Raw genomic sequence first — 18339 nt, 5'->3', positions numbered from 1 at the left:
ATGCCCATATCCATCGTTCTATCCAATCTTTCGTGGTCCACGCCTGACGGCCGGCCGCTTCTTTCCCATCTCGATCTGAGCTTCGGCGCCGAGCGCACCGGTCTTGTCGGCCGCAATGGCGTCGGCAAGACGACGCTGGTCAGGCTCGTCGCCGGAGACCTGCAGCCGCAATCCGGCAGCATCTCCTTCAACGGCAGGCTTGGGATCCTGCGCCAGAGCGTGCAGGTGCAGGCCGGGGAAACCGTTGCCGATCTTTTCGGAGCGACAGAGGCGCTTGCCGTCTTGAAGCGTGCGGAGGCCGGCGAGGCGACGAATGAAGAACTCGCCACGGCCGATTGGACGCTCGAATCGCGCATCGCCTCGGCGCTCGATCGGGTCGGGCTCGATGTCATCCCGGAGACGCCTCTCGTCACGCTGTCCGGCGGGCAGCGGACGCGCTGCGGGCTTGCCGCCCTCATCGTCGACGATCCCGATTTCCTGATTCTCGACGAACCCACCAACAATCTCGACAGAGAGGGCCGTGCCGCCGTCATCGATCTCCTCGCGAGTTGGAAGGCCGGCGCCATCGTCATCAGCCATGACCGGGAACTGCTCGATACCATGGACGCGATCGTCGAGCTGACATCGCTCGGCGCATCGCGCTATGGCGGCAACTGGAGCCAGTATCGTGAGCGCAAGGCGCTGGAGCTTTCGGCAGCCGAGCATGACTTCGCCGAGGCGGAGAAGCGTGTCGCCGAGGTGGAACGAAGCGCGCAGGCGACAGTCGAGCGGCAGGCCCGGCGGGACAAGGCCGGCCGGAAGATGGCGGCCAAGGGTGGCATTCCGCGCATCATGCTTGGCGGGTTGAAGGAGAGAAGCGAGATGACGGGCGGGGAGAACACCCGGCTTGCCGAACGACGCCGCGCCCGGGCCCTGCAGGAGGCAGCCGCCGCCCGCGAAAAGATCGAGATCCTGCAGCCGCTGACCGTGAAGCTGCCGACATCGGGATTGCCGGCGAACAGGGTCGTCCTGAGGATGGACGGCATCAGCGCCGGCTATGAGCCTGAACGGCCGATCTTGCGCGACTTCGACCTCGTCATCACGGGGCCGGAGCGCGTTGCTGTCACCGGACCGAACGGCTCGGGCAAGACCACGCTGCTGGCGCTGGTTTCCGGCGTGCTGAAGCCCTGGAGCGGAATGGTGCGGGTCGTCTCTTCAGCGCTGCTGGACCAGAGGGTCAGCCTCCTCGACCCATCGCTTTCGATCCGCGACAATTTCCGCAGGATCAACCCGGAAGCCGACGAGAACGCCTGCCGCGCTGCCTTGGCGCGCTTCATGTTCAGGGCCGATGCCGCGCTGCAGATCGTTTCAAGCCTCAGCGGCGGCCAGCTTCTGCGCGCCGGGCTTGCCTGCGTTCTTGGCGGCTCGGTGCCGCCTTCTCTGCTTGTTCTCGACGAGCCGACCAACCATCTCGATATCGATTCCATCGCGGCGGTCGAAGCCGGGCTGCGCGCCTATGACGGAGCGCTTCTGGTCGTCAGCCACGATGACGTGTTTCTCGGCAACATCGGAATAACGAGGCGAATAGAGATGCCCACCCGAGTCGCCTCGACGTCCGAATGATAGCGTCAGGCGTGGCCGGCGCCGGCGATGCGATCGAGTTCGGCAATCGCATCCTTCGGGAGCGTCAGCTCGGCAGCCGCTATATTCTGCTGGAGATGGGCAGGCGATGACGTGCCCGGGATGAGCAGGATGTTCGGCGCGCGATGCAGCAGCCAGGCAAGCGCCACCTGCATGGGCGTCGCGTTCAGCCGCGTGGCAACATCGGAAAGCGCCGAGGATTGCAGCGGCGTGAATCCGCCAAGCGGGAAGAAGGGCACATAGGCGATGCCATCGCGACCCAGCTCGTCGATCAGCGCGTCATCGGTGCGCTGCGCCAGATTGTAGAGGTTCTGCACGCAGACGATGTTCGTGATCCTGCGGCCTTCGGCGACCTGGTCGCGCGTCACGTTGCTCAGTCCGATATGGCGCACCAGACCCTGCCGCTGCAGCTCCGCAAGGATGGCCAGCGGCGCCTCGATCGAGCCTTCGCTCGGGTGATGCGGGTTGAGCATGACACGGAGATTGACGACATCGAGCACGTCGAGCCGCAGGTTGCGCAGATTGTCGTGCACCGCCTGCTTCAGCTCATCGGCGGAGAAAGCCGGCAGCCAGGATGCATCCGCGCCACGCCGCGCGCCGATCTTGGTGACGATGACGAGATCGTCGCGATAGGGGTGGAGCGCCTCGCGGATCAGCTGGTTGGTCACATGCGGACCATAGAAATCGCTGGTGTCGATATGGTTGACGCCGGAGGCGATGGCTTCGCGCAGGACTGCGAGCGCGGTTTCGCGGTCCTTCGGCGGGCCGAACACACCGGGCCCCGCAAGCTGCATGGCGCCGTAGCCGAGCCGTTTGACCTCAAGGTCCCCGAGGGTAAAGCTGCCGGATTGATCGATGCTGGACATGGCTATCTCCTTTCAAGATGAAAGCAGAAATAGGCCGTGTCTCGGTGTGTGATAACCGGGTGCAATGTGCACGGGCTGTGCGGAATTGCGAACAATCGACGTCGGTCAAGGGCGAGGGGGCGACCTCACTCTTGATTCTGCGCCGGCTTGTCCTGCGTCTTCAGATAGTTGTCGAAGATCGCTTCCATGTTCTTCTGATAGTTCTTCTGCACTTCCAGGCCACTGTCGAACATGGCGTTGAACATGTCCGTGTAGGCGGCCATGTCGACCCCGGGGGCAGGCTTGGCCTTCGGCGCTTCCTTTGGCGGTGCAGCCGCCACGGGGAAGTTGCGCATCATGTCCTGAAAGGCCTTGGCAAAGGGATTGTCGAGGAACGGATTGGTCTGCGCCGGCTTCTCGTGCTTGATGCTGTCGGCGCCGAACATCAGTTCCATCGCCTGGGTAAAGGGATTGTCGAAGATGCTCGCCTGCGGTGTCGGCTGCTGCTTCGGCGCAAAGCCGATGCTCTGCAGCCAGCCCTGCATCATTTCGCCCATGGCCGTGTTGAGGAAGGGATTGGCCATCTGCGGTATCTGGCCGCTCGTTTCCTTGAACAGGCCGCCCATTAGCGTGTCGGCCATGGCGGGCAGCATGCGCTTGTAGATTTCCTGACCGATACCGGTCATTTGCGCGGCCTGCGCCGCGATCGCGCGCGAGACGTCCTTGGAGCCGAAGAGTCTCCCCAGCACCGCATTGCCGTCGGCGATGCCCTCGGGCGTGAAGGCCTTGCCCATGTCCTCGAAATATTTGGCATAGTTGCCGGACGCGATGTCCTGCATCACGCCCATGAAGTTATAGGGGTCGGTCGCACTGCGCTTGAAGCCGGAAGAGAAGGCCGGCATCAGCGCGGCCATCGCCTTGGTTGCCTGCTCCTGCGCCAGGTTGAACTGCTTGGCCATGGCCTCCGTGGCGGCGCCATTTTGTGCCTGCATCATCATGTCGAAGAGTGGCAGCATCGAAGTCCCTTTCCCCGCTATGAGGCCGCTTCGGAATCAGGCGGCTCTTGCTTGCCGCAGTATAGCGGGAAAAAAGGGAGCGCATACCGGTTTCTGCCGTCGCACCATCAGGTTTCGACGACGGGCAGTCCGCTATCAGTATTGATATTCCTCGAAGATCGGTTCGACCGACTGGTTCCAGCGGCCGTTGTAGAGCATCAGCAGATCGTCGGCGAGCGTGCCCTTCTTGGCGAGCACTTCGTCGAGCGGCGCAAGGAAGACGGTTTCGTCCTGTCCGTCGCCGTTCAGGCGGGCGCGATTCTTCAGGCCGATACGGGAAATGCCGACCACTTCGCGCGCAACATCCAGCAGGCTATGGCCCTTGATCGCAGCCTTCAGGCCCTCGACCGGCACGACGTCACGCAGCGCGTTGACCTCGTCGAAACTCCAGTCCCTGGTCAGCTCGTCGGCAGCCGTCAGCGCCGCGTCGTCATAGAGCAGGCCGACCCAGAAGGCCGGCAGCGCGCAGATGCGACGCCAGGGGCCGCCGTCGGCGCCGCGCATTTCCAGGAAGCGCTTGAGGCGCACGTCGGGAAACAGCGTGGAGAGATGGTTCGTCCAGTCGCCCATCGTCGGCTCCCAGTCGGCAATCTCGCCCTTCAGCGCACCATCCATGAACTGGCGGAAGGTGACATGCGTACAGTCGTGATAGCGGCCGTCGCGGACGACGAAATACATGGGCACGTCGAGCGCCCATTTTACATAGTCTTCAAAGCCGAAATCGTCGCGGAAGGTGAAGTCGAGCAGACCGCTGCGGCGGTTGTCGGTATCGCGCCAGATGTCACCGCGCCAGGAGGAGAGTCCGTTCGGCTTGCCTTCGGTGAAGGGGGAGGAGGCGAAGAGCGCGGTTGCCAGCGACTGCAGCTTCATCGATACGCGCATCTTCCGGCGCATGTCTGCTTCGGACGAAAAGTCGAGGTTCACCTGGATCGTGCAGGTGCGGTACATCATGTCGAGACCCTTGGTGCCGACCTTCGGCATGTAGCGGCTCATGATATCGTAGCGCGATTTGGGCATGCGTGGTGTTTCGGCCAGGGTCCATTTCGGGCTGCCGCCGATGCCGAGGAAGCGAATGCCCAGCGGTTCTGCGATCTCGCGCACCGTCGCCAGATGGTTGTTCGATTCCTTGCAGGTCTCGTGGATGGTCTCGAGCGGCGCGCCCGACAGTTCGAACTGGCCGCCCGGCTCGATCGAGATGGCGCCCATGCCGGAGGGTTCGCCGAGCCCGATGATGTTGTCGCCATCCATGATCGGGTCCCAGCCGCATTTTTCCTGCAATCCCGTGAGGAGCGCGGAAATGCTGGCATCGCCGAAATAGGGCACGGGGCTGTTGTCGGCGCGGAAGAACACGAATTTCTCATGCTCCGTCCCGATGCGGAATTTTTCCTTCGGCTTGTTGCCGGCGGCCAGATAGGCCGTCATTTCCGAGACCGAGGAGAGCGGAGTCTGGTCGGTAGTATCGCGCGCCATGGTATTACCTTAGATCTCGGAGGAGAACCCGCGCCAGCCGCAGGTCAACAGGAGGGTGATTGACGCGGATTGAGGTACGGTGCAAGTGAATTTCTTTCAAGGGTCGTTCAAAAAAATAGGATTTTATGTCTCGCAAGTGCATCAGGGGCGTGACAGCCGCCGGCACATTTGCACAAGCGTTCAAGACATCGGCTCATTTTCATTAGTAGTTTCGCTTCGACAGACAACCGCCGGAGCATATCGATGGTCGTTCCGAATGGCCTTTACTATTCTATTCTGACATTGCTTCTGACCTCGCTGGTCATCATGGGCAGTCCCGGCCCTTCGACGGTCAGCGCCACGGCAATGGGCGCGGCCTATGGGTTTAGGCGGTCGCTCGGCTACGTCTCCGGCCTTATTATCGGCACCGTGGCGGTATTGCTGGCCGTTGCAGCCGGCGTCGTTGCCATCTTGCTGTCCATCCCGCACGGCGCCCTGGTGCTGACGATCGTCTCGGCCGTCTATATCCTTTACCTTGCCTTTAGGATCGCGACCGCGCCGCCTCTGTCGCGCCGCGACGATCAGGTCGCGGCTCCGGCTTTTTCCGGCGGCTTTCTGCTGGCCGTCGCCAATCCGAAAGCCTATCTGGCGATCGCCGCCGTCTTTGCCGGCGTCAGCCTGTTTCAGGATCGGCGTCTGCTCGACGCCGCCCTCAAGATCGCGCTGCTGACGGCAATGATCGTCGCCATTCACATGCTATGGCTTCTCGTCGGCGCTTCCCTATCCCGGTTTCTTCAAAATCCGAGGATCTCGCGGATCGTCAACGTCTCGCTGGCGATCCTGCTGATCGTTGCGACCGTCGTCGCCGTGGTGGAGTGAAGGCTCAGTTCCAGTCGCCGATCGCCGCCTGGATCACCGCCATGGCGGCAACGGCGGCCGTGTCGGCGCGCAGGATGCGCGGGCCCAGCGGAATGGCGGTGACGAAATCGAGGCTGCGCAGCAGAGCGCGCTCCTCTTCGGAGAAGCCGCCTTCAGGCCCGACCAAGAGCGCCAGATGCTTCTCCTTCACCTGCGTCAGCAGCGGCAGCGGATTCTGGCCGGCATCGCCTTCGTCGCAATAGATGATGCGCCGGTCGCGCGGCCAGCCGGCCAGCAGATCGGTGAGCTTCACCGGCTCCGCCACATCGGGAATGCCGAGGATGCCGCATTGCTCGGCCGCCTCGATGACGTTGGCCCTGACCTTGTCCAGATTGGTGATCTTGCCCTGCACATGCTGCGTCATGACCGGCTGCAGCAAGCCCGCGCCCATCTCGACAGCCTTCTGGACAAGATAGTCCAGCCGCCCGACCTTCAGCGGTGCGAAAAGATAATGCAGGTCGGAGGGAGCCGGCTGCGGCCGCGTTTCCTCGACCGGCGTCAGCAGGATACGCTTGCGGGACGGAAAGGAGACGCCGACCTTCCATTCGCCGTCGCGGCCGTTGAATGCAAGCAGTTCGGCGCCGTCCTCCATGCGCAGCACATTGGCGAGATAGTTGAACTGGTCCTGGTCGGCCTCGATGGCGATGCCTGCCTTGATGTCTGCCGTCACGAACAGCCGCTGCATGCGGAAATTGGCGCGCATGGATTACCCCCTAAAGCGATTCCCAGGAAAAGTGCGCAGTGGTTTTCCGTCCGGAATTGCGTAAAAACAAAGAGATAGAGCCATTCGGATTCCATGGGAAAGCTGAACCGCTCTAAATGAAGAGCGCGACCATAACCCAATATACGGCGGCGGCAAGCAGGGCCGCGACCGGCACGGTGATCGCCCAGGCGGCGATGATGGTCATGAAATGCGAGCGGCGCACCAGGCGCCGGCGATAGGCCTCGTCCGGATTGCGCTCGTCCGCATTGTCCGGTTCGTGCCAGGGGATGCCGGCGGCTTCGGCTCTCTTGCGCATATAGTCGAGACGCCGCCTGGAGCGGCTGGTGGACCATTCGCGGAAGAAGCCGACCCCGAAGACCGCTCCGACGGCGATATGGGTCGAGCTCACGGGAAAACCGAACCAGGCTGCGACGATGACGGTGAGCGCCGCCGACACGGCAACGCAATAGGCCCGCATCGGATTGAGCTTGGTGATCTGCTCGCCGAGCAGGCGAATGAGTCGCGGGCCATACAAAAGCACGCCCACGGAGATGCCGCACGCGCCGATCATGACCACCCAGAAGGGAGCCCTCTGCGTGGTCGCCTCGGCCACCACGCCGAGAGAGCCGCCAAGGCCGATATCGCGAACGATCGCCGCCAGCGGGCCGATGGCGTTGGCGACGTCATTGGCGCCATGGGCAAAGGACATCAGCGCCGCCGAGCAGATCAACGGCAGGCGGAAGAGCTTGCGCAGCGAGCTGTTTTTGTTTTCCAGCCCGGCGGATTGCGCTGCCACCAGCGGCCGCGCGACGAGCCAGGCGATGAGGCCGACGCCGATGCCGATTGCGAGATTCAGCAGTGGCGGTATCGCGTCCTTGGGCTCGAGCTGGACGACGAGATAGCCCGCAAACGCGCCGGCCATCAGCCCGATCAGGATCGGAATCCAGTACCTTGCGGCCGCGATCTTGTCGTCGCGATAGATGATGAAGGTTTCGATGAAGAACAGGATGCCGGCCGCGATGGCCCCGCCGAGGAAGGGTGTCACGACCCATCCGGCGGAGATGGCCGCCAGTATGTTCCAGTTTACCAGTTCCGGGCCGACGGCCGCCGCTCCGGCACCGACCACGGCGCCGACGATCGTATGCGTGGTCGAAACCGGTGCTTTCAGCCAGGTGGCGAAATTGATCCAGAGAGCGGCTGCCAGAAGCGCGGCCATCATCAGCCAGGCGAGCTTGCCGATGCTGATGATGCGGTTCGTGTCGACGATATGCGTCGAGATCGTGTTGATGACCGGGCCGCCGGCAATCATTGCACCGAGGATTTCGAAGACGGCCGCCATGACCAGCGCCTGCGTCATGGTGATCGCGCGGGCGCCGACCGCCGCGCCGACATTGTTGGCCACGTCCTTGGCACCGATGTTCATGGCCATGTAGCCGGCAAGGGCGACGGCGGCAAAGATCAATGTCGCCCGCGGCAGGTCGAGCACGTAGATGCCGGCGAAGACCATGGCCAAGCCGAGGAAGATCAGGCCGATGCCCGGTGCCACCAGACGCCTCGCGACGTGATAGGTCGCGTCCTCGACATAGGTGAACTTGTCGAGGTCCTTGTCGAGCGTCCGTTTTTCTGGCGTGGCCGGTCGGTCGGGCATGCAATTCTCTGGATTAAAACTCTCGTATTGCGCTGCCCGATGCGGCACGCAACATCTGCCTCGTATCCTGGCACAGTTTCTTGTGAGTAATGTGGCTTACTTCGCCTGCGCCGCGGCGGCCGGTTTGACCATCCGCTGGGCGAAGCCGAGAATGATGCCGCTCAGTTCCGGTTCGCGCACGCGCTCGGCCGCTTCCTTGCAGGAAACCCATTCAAGGGAGCGTTCGCCCTTTTCCTTGAAATTCTTGGCGAGTTCGCTGACCTCAAGCGCATAGACCTGCACGCGGCACGGTATCTCGATGCCGTCCTTCAGCAGTTTGTCGTAGCCGAACGAGCCCAGCGGCTCGGTTTCCACCGTGCCGCGCACGCCGGCTTCCTCATAGGCTTCCCGCGCGGCGACCTCGTGGGAGAGCTTGCCCGGCATCGGCCACCCTTTGGGAATGACCCAGCGCCCGGTGTCGCGGCTGGTCAGCAGCAGCACCTCGAGGTCACCCGTTTTCTTCTTCACCCGATAACAGAGCGCAGCATATTGCTGTCGCGGCGGACGCCGAAACATAAGTTGCACATCATTTGCTATACGGCTGAGAAAGGCCAATTGTCGGATCACCTTTTGGAGGTTGGAGTGAAGGATTGATTCTATATTACCATTCTGTGGAAAAAATTTGCGCTCCACAGAATGCCATATGGTATTTCCCCACAAATTTATTGAGTGCTGAGTATGTAAAAAGGCGACGATTTGTCTTCTGATATTCGCCAGCCACTGTACTGAAAGCGACATTGAACAGCATTTTCATGCCGCAGATGACGTGGCTGCTTGAAAACGGCCGTCATCGCACTGGATAGAAAGATAAAACCTTGCCGTCCGAACCCGTTTCATCCCGACGCCTGCCGCCTTTGAACGCGCTGCGCGCCTTCGATGCCGTGGCGCGGCGCGGCAGCATTCTGAAGGCGGCCGATGAACTCGGGGTGGTGCGCGGCGCCGTCAGGCAGCAGTTGAACCTGCTGGAAGCCCATTTCGGCATCGCCCTGTTCGATCGGGAAAACGGCAGGCTGGTGCTGACCGCGAAGGGCAGGGCATTTGCCGATTCCGTCGGTGTCGCCTTCGGTATCCTGACGCGGGCCTCGGCAGAGCTTTCGATTGGAAGCCGCCGGTCCATCCGGCTCGGCGTTCCCTCGGCCTTCGCCGTCTGGTGGCTGATGCCGCGTGTCGCAGATCTGCAGGCAACCCTGCAGGATGTCGATATAGACATCGTGCCGATGGCAACGGTGGAGCCTTTGGCCAAGCGCGCCGATCTGGAGGCGGTGATTATGGGCGGTGAATACAGGCCGACGCGCGATATCACCGCCATTCGCTTCATGGAGGATGAATTCGGCCCGGTCGCTGCGCCTGATGTCGCTGGCCGCCTCGGCCTTTCAGCTGGCGTCTCGGCGCTCGCCGGGGCCGTCGCCCTCTCCAGCCGGTCGGCTCCGAGTCTCTGGAACGACTGGTTTGCGGAAAGCGGCCATGCCTCCGTGCGCTTTGCCGGCAATCGAGAATTCGAGGACCTGCTGCTTGCGATCGGCGCCGCCCGCTCCGGCCTGGGGGTTGCCATTGCGCCGCGCACCGCCATCGGCGACGACATCGATCGCCGCGTCCTGGTTGCGCCCTACGGCTTCATCCGAAGACCGGCGGGCTACAGCCTCAGCATCCGCAGCAGCGATGTGAAAGACCCGGCGCTCGTCCGGCTCGCAGACTGGCTGAGCGTGGCAGGAGCCGAACTGGTTTAGCCAGGCATTGGTATGGCAGATTTTCTGCCATGCAACGCAATGCAATGTCCATCGACAGGCCCTTTGCCATCATGCCAGATCACGGCATCGAACCAGCCGGCAGGAGCGCATCATGGATCAGTCTTCTTCTCTTTCCCGCATTGACTGGGTGGCGCGCAGTTGCCGGCTGCTGGCCGCCACCGCCGCGGAGTTCCGCGATACGAAGCCCTTTGCAGGCCTGACCATCGGCACCGGCATCCATCTGGAGCCGAAAACGGTCGCGCTGCTGATGACGCTGCGCTCCGGCGGTGCCGGCCTCGTCTGCACCGGCAATCTCAACAGCACGCAGCCGGAGACGGTGGACTACCTGCGCGCTCAGGGAATAAAGGTTTTCGCCACGCAGACCCGCAACGCCGATGAGCATGGCGCGAGCCTCGACGCGATCCTTGCGGAAAAGCCGGACCTGCTGCTCGACAATGGCGGCGATCTCTTTGCCCGCGCCGCTGAACGCCCCTATGCCAATCTCCTGGGCGGCACCGAGGAAACGACATCCGGCCGCACGCGGCTGCTGCCGATGCGCGACAGGCTCAACATGCCGATCCTCGTCATCAATGACAGCCCGATCAAGCAATTTGCCGAAAACAAGCATGCTGTCGGGCAGAGCATGTTCGAGAGCTATCTGCGTTTCACAAATCGCTCCACCAATGGCAAACGCGTCACCGTCTTCGGTTACGGCGCCTGCGGCAAGGGCACGGCGGCCTGCTTCCGCAACGCATTTTCCACTGTCAGCGTCGTGGATATCGACCCGGTCACGACACTGGAGGCGCATCTCGACGGCTTCTCGACGCCGCTGCGCGAGGCGGCGATCCGCTCGGCCGATATCCTTGTTACCGTCACCGGCTATGCCGACATCGTTACGGTCGCCGATCTGCCTTTCATCAAGGATGGCGCAATTCTGATGAACGGCGGCCACTTCCCGCATGAAATCGATGTCGAAGGCTTCCGCAACAGTCCCGACGTCACGGGTGTCGATCGCTACGAAGCCGAGCAGATCGAGACGGTTCGCATGCGGGATGGACGCGCCTTCCATATCCTTGGCGGCGGTCATATGGCCAATCTCGCCGGCCCGCGTCCGCTCGGCAATACCGTCGAATCCATGGATCTTGGTTTCGCGCTGCAGGCCCGTTGCCTGGAGCGGGTCGCCAGGGGCGGTCTCGGCGCGGAGTCCTGCGTGATCCCCGTTCCGGGTGACATCGATGCCCTGGTCGCCTCCGCCTACCTCGATCTGGCGCGGTGAGCAATCAGGCTCCGGCCAGCGCCTGCGGCAGCAATCGATCGTAGAGCGCGGCCATCTCGTCGCCGAAGCAGCAGAAAATGATCTCGTCGAAGGCTCCATCCTTGCTTTCGGCAAGAGCGGTTCCGATTGCGATCTCCGCCGCCGGCGCTGCGGGAAAACGATATATGCCCGTGGAGATGGCGGGGAAGGCGACGGTGCCGAGCCCATGCCGCCGGGCAAGGCCGAGGCTGTTGCGATAACAGCCGGCGAGCAATGCCTCTTCGCCATGGTCGCCGCCGTTCCAGACGGGGCCGACAGTGTGGATCACATGCTTCGCCGGCAGGCGATATCCGCCTGTCATCTTCGCTTGCCCGGTCTTGCAGCCGTTCAACGTCCTGCATTCGGCGACAAGGTCGGGACCCGCGGCGCGATGGATGGCGCCGTCCACGCCGCCACCGCCAAGCAGGCTGCTATTGGCCGCATTGACGATGGCATCGACCGGAAGCCGTGTGATGTCGCCGAGAACCACGGTGAAGCGCGTCTTCGCACCGGCGGCAAGATCGGAACGAATGATCTCGGGCGCAGACATGATGATCTCCTCGAGCCTGGAACGGGCCTTCTAACGCTCCCAATAGGGAACGGGCCCGTAAAGTTCCGCAAGAAAGTCGATGAAGACGCGCACTTTCGCCGGCAGGAACTGTCGACTGGGGTAAACCGCCGAAAGCGTGACATTATGCGACCCTTCGTAGGCCGGCAGCACTTGAACGAGGCGGCCGTCGCGCAGTTCCGGGCCGACATCCCAGGTGGACCGCAACGCGATGCCGAGGCCGGCGATGACGGCTTCGCGGACCACCTCGCTGGAATTGGTGATGAGCCTGCCCTCCGGCCGGAAGACCAGGCTTCCCTTCGGCCCGTCCAGCCGCCACGGGTCATGATTGTGCGCCGGCAGGCAGACATGCCGGCGCAGATCTTCGATATCCTGCGGCATCCCATGGGAATCGATGTAGGCCGGCGATGCGCAGAGCACCCGGCGCACCGGCGCGAGCCTGCGGGCGACGAGGCTGGAATCGGTAAGCTCGGCAATGCGGATGGCAAGGTCGAAGCCGCCGCCGACGATATCGACGAATTCGTCGCTGAGCACGAGATTGATCGCCAGCTCGGAGTGGGCCTGCATGAAGGATTTCAGATGCGGCGCGATATGCAGCCGCCCGAAGGACGTCGGCGCCGAGATCTTCAACGTGCCGTACATCTGCGAGGATCGCCCGGCAATATAGGCTTCCGCTTCCTCCAGCCCGGCCAGAATGGCAAGCACGCGGTCGTAGAAACCCTGGCCGGCCTCCGTCAGCGAAATCTGCCGCGTCGTGCGCTGTAAAAGGCGGGTGCCGAGCCTGTCTTCCAGGCGTTTGATGCGCTTGGAAATGACGGCGGGCGAGAACCCGAGCGCGCGGCCGGTCAAAGACATGCTGCCAGTCACGACGACGCTGGCGAAGATTTCGAGATCCCCTAAATTGGTCATGCACAATTATTTCCTATTTTGGAATAAATGCTTATCATTTGCGCCGAATTTTGGAAAGCGCTAAGCCTGTTATGCGCTAAAAGGAGGCAGCGCCCGAAATCGGATGCAGGAGGAGGACGGCATGGCCGAGGCCATTTCATTTCTGGAACCGCGTGCGGATGTTCTGGCTCGCCGTAGCGCCATCGTGGCGGACCTGGCCGATCTCCTGGCGCCGGAATGCCTGATCCACGAGGCGCGCGAGCTCGTGCCCTTCGAAACCGATGCCTTCATCTCCTACCGCCGCCTGCCGCTGGCGGTCGCCTTGCCGCGCTCGACGGTGGAAGTGGCCGCCGTCATGAAATACTGCCATCGCTACGGCGTCCCCGTCGTTCCGCGCGGCGCCGGCACCTCGCTTTCCGGTGGCGCCATCCCGCAGGAAGATGCCGTCGTTCTCGGTCTTTCGAAGATGAACCGTATCCTCGACATCGATTACGCCAATCGCACCGCGACCGTGCAGGCAGGGGTGACGAACCTGCATGTGTCAGAAAGCGTTTCGGCCGATGGCTTCTTCTATGCGCCGGACCCGAGCTCTCAGCTTGCCTGCACCATCGGCGGCAATATCGGCATGAATTCCGGCGGTGCGCACTGTCTGAAATATGGGGTCACCACGAACAATCTGCTCGGCGTCAAGCTGGTGCTGACCGACGGCACCGTCGTCGATCTCGGCGGCAAGGCGCTGGACGCCTCCGGTTACGATCTGCTCGGCCTTGTCTGCGGCTCGGAAGGCCAGCTCGGCATCGTCACCGAGGCGACGGTGCGCCTGATCGCGAAGCCGGAGGGCGCCCGGCCGGTGCTGTTCGGCTTCGATACCTCCGAGGAGGCGGGCGCCTGCGTGGCCGATGTCATCGCAGCCGGCATCATTCCGGTCGCCATCGAGTTCATGGACAAGCCGGCGATCGATATCTGCGAAGCCTTTGCAAAGGCAGGCTATCCGCTCGATGTCGGCGCTCTCCTGATCGTCGAGGTGGAGGGCTCCGAGGCGGAAATGGACGACATGCTGAAAAGCATTGTCGATATCGCCCGCAAGCATGAGGTCAAGACGGTCCGCGAGTGCCAGTCGGCGACGGAGGCTGCCTTGATCTGGAAGGGCCGGAAGTCCGCCTTCGGCGCCACCGGCCGCATTGCCGATTATATCTGCATGGATGGCACCGTGCCGCTCAGCCAGCTTTCCTACGTGCTGAAGAAGACGGCCGAGATCATCGACGGCTACGGTCTGCGCGTCGCCAATGTTTTCCATGCCGGCGACGGCAACATGCATCCGCTGATCCTGTTCGATGCCAACGATCCCGAGGACGCCGCCAAGGCGGAGGCAGCCGGCAACGATATTCTGCGGCTCTGCGTCGATGCCGGCGGCTGTCTCACCGGCGAGCACGGCGTCGGCATCGAAAAGCGCGACCTGATGCGGCATCAATATGCGGATGTCGATCTTGCCCAGATGATGTCGGTCCGTGCGGCCTTCGATCCGGACTGGATCCTCAATCCCTCCAAGGTCTTTCCTCTCGATGGGCGCAACGCCGCATGAACGAGTTCCATCCCGAGACGGAGGCGGAAGCGGCCTCCATCATCAGCGATCATACGGCGCGGGGCGCGGCTCTTGCGATCGTTGGCGGCAACACGCGGTCCGGTTTCGGCAATGCGGTCGCATCCGACGCGCTGCTGTCGTCGCGCGATCTTGCCGGTATCGTCGCCTATAATCCGGGTGAGATGGTGATGACTGCCCGGGCCGGGACGCCGGTGGCGGAAATCGCAGCCGCCCTTGCCGAGGGTGGCCAGATGATGGCGTTCGAGCCGATGGATCATCGGCCGCTGATGGCGACGGAAGGCGAGCCGACGATCGGCGGCATTTTCGCAGCCAATGTCTCCGGTCCGCGCCGTTTCGTCAGCGGTGCCGCGCGCGACAGCCTGCTCGGCGTCCGCTTCGTCAATGGTCGGGGCGAGATCGTCAAGGCCGGCGGGCGGGTGATGAAGAACGTCACCGGTCTCGATCTGGTCAAGCTGATGGCCGGTTCGCACGGCACCCTGGGACTGCTGACGGAGGTGACCTTCCGCGTTCCGCCCAAACCGAAGACGGAAGAAACCGTCGTCGTATCCGGCCTCAACGATGCGGAAGCGGCCAATGCAATGGCCGCTGTCATGGCCTTGCCGCTGGAAGTGTCGGGTGCCGCCCACCTTCCGCTCACGGTCGCCTGGTCTTTTCTCGACGGCAAGCTGCCACGGGGCGAGGCGACGGTGCTGCGCCTGGAAGGTCTTCCCGGCTCCGTCGCGGTCCGGGGGGAGAAGCTCGCCGCAGCGATGGGCCGGCTCGGTTCCGTGACGCGGCTCGAAGAGGAGGACAGCCGCAGGCTCTGGCGGGAAATCCGCGAGGTGAAGCCGTATGCCGATGGCACGTCGCGCCCGATCTGGCGTGTGTCGGTGGCGCCCGGCGTCGGCCACCAGCTCGTCGCGGCCCTTCGCCTGGAAGCAGGCGTGGACGCCTATTACGATTGGCAGGGCGGCCTTGTCTGGATGCGCATGGAAGCGGAGCCGGAAGGCGACTTGCTGCGCCGCTACATTCATGCCCTTGGCGGCGGACACGCGACCCTGCTGCGCGCCACCCCCGCCGCCCGCGCCGAAACTGCCGCCTTCCAGCCTCAGCCCGAAGCGGTGGCGCTGCTTTCGGCGCGTGTGAAGCAAAAGTTCGATCCGGCGGGAATCTTCAATCCGGGGAAGATGGGTTGATGGCGCATTGTCTACGATTGCCCCTCACCCTAGCCCTCTCCCCGCAGGCGGGGAGAGGGGATGACCGTGTTTGCGGGACTTTATCGGCTCAAAAGAGGCTGAGGGATGACGGAGGGTGCGCCCATCCCCTTCTCCCCGTCCATACGGGGAGAAGGTGGCCGCCCTTCGGCAAAAACTCAGGAGGCCGGATGAGGGGCAAGATCTTGCTCAAGTGGGGATGTGTATAAGATGCAAACCAATTTCACTCCCGAACAGCTTGCCGATCCGCATGTGGCGGAATCTGAGGCGATTCTGCGCAAATGCGTGCATTGCGGCTTCTGCACCGCCACCTGTCCGACCTATGTCACGCTCGGCAACGAGCTCGACAGTCCGCGTGGCCGCATCTACCTCATCAAGGACATGCTGGAAAACGGCCGGCCCGCCGATGCCGAAGTGGTCACGCACATCGATCGCTGTCTTTCCTGTCTCGCCTGCACGACAACCTGTCCTTCGGGCGTCGACTACATGCATCTGATCGACCATGCCCGCGCTCATGTCGAGAACACCTACAAGCGTCCGCTGATGGATAGACTGACCCGCAATGTGCTGGCTGCCGTGCTCCCTTATCCCGGCCGCTTCCGGCTGGCTCTGCAGCTGGCGCGCCTCGGCCGGCCATTCAAGGGCATGTTGAAGCGTGTTCCGGCGTTGAAGGCCTTTGCCGCCATGCTCGATCTTGCGCCCCGCAACGTCCCGGCGCCGTCGCCCTTCGCCAAGCCCGGCCGATATGAGCCGCAGGCGGAGCGGCGCGGTCGCGTGGCGATACTGACCGGCTGCGCCCAGCCTGTGCTCGATCCGGAGATCAACGCGGCGACCATCCGTCTGCTGACGCGCCTCGGCGTCGAGGTGGTGGCGCCGGAAGGCGAGGTCTGCTGCGGTTCGCTGGTGCATCACATGGGGCGCGAGGAACAGGCGCTTGCCGCCGCCCGCGCCAATGTCGATGTGTGGATACGCGAGATCGAGGCCGGGGGGCTGGACGCCATCGTCATCACCGCCTCCGGCTGCGGCACGACGATCAAGGATTACGGGCACATGCTGCGCCTCGATCCGGCCTATGCCGAAAAGGCGGCAAAGGTTTCGGCCCTTGCCAGGGACATCACCGAATATCTCGCAAGCCTCGACCTGCCGTCGCATATGCCGCGCGGCGTCACGGTCGCCTATCATTCCGCCTGTTCCATGCAGCATGGGCAGAAGATCACCATGGCGCCGAAGCTGCTGTTGAAGGCTGCGGGCTTTACCGTGCGCGACCCGGCGGAAGGACATCTCTGCTGTGGCTCCGCCGGCACCTACAACATCATGCAGCCGGAGATTTCGGCCGAGCTGAAGGCGCGCAAGGTCAGGAACATCGAAGCGACAAAGGCCGACATCATCGCTACGGGCAATATCGGCTGCATCACGCAGATCGCCACGGGAACCGCCATTCCCATCCTGCATACGGTGGAACTGCTGGATTGGGCCTATGGCGGCGATATGCCGGCAAAGCTGAGAGGGCTGCAGCCAGCCGCCGCTTAATGAAGTCCGCCCGACAGCGGCGACCAGTGCGCTTGCCACTCGACCTCGAACCGATCGGCTGCAATGCGCGTCATGCTGATGCGCTCCTGCCCTTCCTCGAAGAAAATGCCGTCGGCCAGGCCGGCGATGCCGTCGTAAAACGAGCCTTCCACAAGGCTGGTAAGGCGCTGCATGTCTCGTCCGCGCAAGGCAAGATCGGCGACCGACATGCATTGGCGGCGGCCATCGGCAAACACGTCGATGAGCCGCGGGACGTCGCCGGCGACATCGACCTCGTAGTAGACGATGACCGGCTCCTCGCTTTCCGGATGGATCCAGTCGCAGCGGTAATAGTGAAAGCTCATGTGCCGTAGCCTAGCACATTATCCCCCGGGCCTGAACCGGTTTGGAGGTCCCGGCGACGTCGAGAAAGCTGTTTCTAGAAGTTGAACGAGACACCGAAGTTGAGGGCGTGGGTGAAAACCTTCGTCTTCAGCGTATCGCCGCTGTCGATGGAGACGTCGTTTACGAAATTGTAGTTGCCCTTGTATTCGACGAAGGTCGACCAGTGCTTGGCGAACTGATAGCTAACGCCGGCCTGCGCCTGCAGCGAAGCGCCGCCGAATTCGTAGTCGAAGGTGCGGCCGGACGCGCGGGTGACTTCGACATGCGGCACGTTGATACCGGCGCCGAGGCCGACATAGGGCGTCCAGTTGCGGCCTGGATCCTGGAAGCGGTAGAGCGCGTTCAGCGTCAGCATGTTCAGGCCGTCGGTAAATTCGAAATGCGACCAGCCGGGCGTATTGCCAAGATCGCCGTAGACCTTCGCATGCGAGTAGTCCAGCGACACGCCCCAGTTCGGCTTGTCGAACTGGTCGAGCCACCAGATGCCGCGGAAGCCGAAATAGGGCGGCATCTTGAAGGACTTGCCCGACCAGTTGGGGTCGAAATCGGCGCCGTCGGATGTGGTGACGTTGCTGCCTGTCGCACCCTGTACGCCGCCGTAGGCGGAAAATTGCATTTCCGCCGAAGCAGAGCTGGCGGTAAATACCAATGCTGAAATGGCAAACGCGGCAAGAGCCGGCTGCTTGATGCGGAATGCACGATGCATATGAGATCCCCGGATGGCACAGTGCTGCTATCTAAGCGCGCTTCCGTGACACTACTATTGCGGTCACCGGTCGGCAGGCATGGCCTAAGCGGGAAAACTGACGGTCAGCTGAAGGGAAGGGGCGATCTTGCTGCGGCCCGGAGCGATAAGCTTCAGGCTGTAACGCAGG

General features: G+C 62.9%; 17 protein-coding genes. 7 read left to right on the top strand and 10 right to left on the bottom strand.

The window, feature by feature from the left end:
* On the top strand, positions 1-1602 hold the full coding sequence (locus GR212_RS01080) for an ABC-F family ATP-binding cassette domain-containing protein (protein ID WP_163984612.1): 1602 nt from the start codon (positions 1-3) through the stop codon (positions 1600-1602).
* Between the two features lie 5 nt (positions 1603-1607).
* Here GR212_RS01080 and GR212_RS01075 read toward each other — a convergent pair whose 3' ends face one another.
* From GR212_RS01075 to GR212_RS01065, 3 genes are all read right to left on the bottom strand, one after another.
* Positions 1608-2486, bottom strand: a complete 879-nt coding sequence (locus tag GR212_RS01075) for an aldo/keto reductase family oxidoreductase (RefSeq protein ID WP_163984611.1) — start codon at positions 2484-2486, stop codon at positions 1608-1610.
* A gap of 125 nt (positions 2487-2611) precedes the next feature.
* Complete coding sequence (locus tag GR212_RS01070; RefSeq protein WP_163984610.1) at positions 2612-3481, bottom strand: DUF937 domain-containing protein; 870 nt, start codon at positions 3479-3481, stop codon at positions 2612-2614.
* Between the two features lie 135 nt (positions 3482-3616).
* Entirely contained in the window at positions 3617-4990 is a 1374-nt protein-coding gene (locus tag GR212_RS01065) for a glutamate--cysteine ligase (protein WP_163984609.1), read from the bottom strand.
* A 243-nt stretch (positions 4991-5233) separates the two neighbouring features.
* Here GR212_RS01065 and GR212_RS01060 point away from each other — a divergent pair, with 243 nt between their 5' ends.
* The gene (locus GR212_RS01060; RefSeq protein WP_163984608.1) at positions 5234-5848 is read left to right on the top strand and encodes a LysE family translocator; all 615 of its coding nucleotides are present in this window, start codon (positions 5234-5236) and stop codon (positions 5846-5848) included.
* Positions 5849-5852: 4 nt separating this feature from the next.
* Here GR212_RS01060 and GR212_RS01055 read toward each other — a convergent pair whose 3' ends face one another.
* The 3 genes from GR212_RS01055 to GR212_RS01045 form a co-directional block, all read right to left on the bottom strand.
* A complete protein-coding gene (locus tag GR212_RS01055) occupies positions 5853-6590 on the bottom strand; it encodes a 16S rRNA (uracil(1498)-N(3))-methyltransferase (RefSeq protein WP_163984607.1) in 738 nt (245 codons plus the stop codon).
* 112 nt (positions 6591-6702) lie between these two features.
* Positions 6703-8238: an inorganic phosphate transporter gene (locus GR212_RS01050; protein WP_163984606.1), complete on the bottom strand. Its 1536-nt coding sequence runs from the start codon at positions 8236-8238 to the stop codon at positions 6703-6705.
* A gap of 96 nt (positions 8239-8334) precedes the next feature.
* Positions 8335-8832 (bottom strand): NUDIX hydrolase, encoded by a 498-nt coding sequence (locus GR212_RS01045; RefSeq protein ID WP_204326241.1) that lies wholly within the window; start codon positions 8830-8832, stop codon positions 8335-8337.
* A gap of 260 nt (positions 8833-9092) precedes the next feature.
* On the opposite strand from GR212_RS01045, the gene GR212_RS01040 reads away from it, so the two are divergent.
* Both GR212_RS01040 and GR212_RS01035 read left to right on the top strand, forming a co-directional pair.
* Positions 9093-10004, top strand: coding sequence for a LysR substrate-binding domain-containing protein (locus GR212_RS01040; RefSeq protein WP_246725659.1), 912 nt, complete (start codon positions 9093-9095; stop codon positions 10002-10004).
* Positions 10005-10116: 112 nt separating this feature from the next.
* Positions 10117-11280 carry an adenosylhomocysteinase gene (locus tag GR212_RS01035; RefSeq protein ID WP_163984605.1) on the top strand — a complete coding sequence of 388 codons (1164 nt, stop codon included), beginning with the start codon at positions 10117-10119 and terminating at the stop codon, positions 11278-11280.
* 4 nt (positions 11281-11284) lie between these two features.
* On the opposite strand, the gene GR212_RS01030 is transcribed toward GR212_RS01035, so the two are convergent.
* Together GR212_RS01030 and GR212_RS01025 are read right to left on the bottom strand one after the other, a co-directional pair.
* Positions 11285-11848 (bottom strand): O-acetyl-ADP-ribose deacetylase, encoded by a 564-nt coding sequence (locus tag GR212_RS01030; protein ID WP_163984604.1) that lies wholly within the window; start codon positions 11846-11848, stop codon positions 11285-11287.
* Between the two features lie 30 nt (positions 11849-11878).
* Entirely contained in the window at positions 11879-12775 is an 897-nt protein-coding gene (locus GR212_RS01025) for a LysR family transcriptional regulator (RefSeq protein ID WP_163984603.1), read from the bottom strand.
* Positions 12776-12896: 121 nt separating this feature from the next.
* On the opposite strand from GR212_RS01025, the gene GR212_RS01020 reads away from it, so the two are divergent.
* The 3 genes from GR212_RS01020 to glcF all read left to right on the top strand — a co-directional run bounded on the left by GR212_RS01020 (position 12897) and on the right by glcF (position 17080).
* Positions 12897-14336 (top strand): FAD-linked oxidase C-terminal domain-containing protein, encoded by a 1440-nt coding sequence (locus GR212_RS01020; protein WP_163984602.1) that lies wholly within the window; start codon positions 12897-12899, stop codon positions 14334-14336.
* Positions 14333-15532: an FAD-binding protein gene (locus GR212_RS01015; protein ID WP_163984601.1), complete on the top strand. Its 1200-nt coding sequence runs from the start codon at positions 14333-14335 to the stop codon at positions 15530-15532. The genes GR212_RS01020 and GR212_RS01015 overlap by 4 nt, the downstream gene beginning before the upstream one ends.
* 228 nt (positions 15533-15760) lie before the next feature.
* Positions 15761-17080, top strand: a complete 1320-nt coding sequence (gene glcF, locus GR212_RS01010; RefSeq protein WP_163984600.1) for a glycolate oxidase subunit GlcF — start codon at positions 15761-15763, stop codon at positions 17078-17080.
* Here glcF and GR212_RS01005 read toward each other — a convergent pair.
* Both GR212_RS01005 and GR212_RS01000 read right to left on the bottom strand, forming a co-directional pair.
* Entirely contained in the window at positions 17077-17424 is a 348-nt protein-coding gene (locus GR212_RS01005; protein WP_163984599.1) for a DUF6881 domain-containing protein, read from the bottom strand. The two genes, glcF and GR212_RS01005, sit on opposite strands and share 4 nt — an antisense overlap.
* Before the next feature lie 74 nt (positions 17425-17498).
* Entirely contained in the window at positions 17499-18170 is a 672-nt protein-coding gene (locus tag GR212_RS01000) for an outer membrane protein (protein ID WP_163984598.1), read from the bottom strand.
* Between the last annotated feature and the right edge of the window lie 169 nt (positions 18171-18339).

Source organism: Martinezella lusitana (genome assembly GCF_010668395.1).
Classification (GTDB): Bacteria; Pseudomonadota; Alphaproteobacteria; order Rhizobiales; family Rhizobiaceae; genus Rhizobium; species Rhizobium lusitanum_A.
This window is presented reverse-complemented; position numbering and strand designations above follow the sequence as displayed.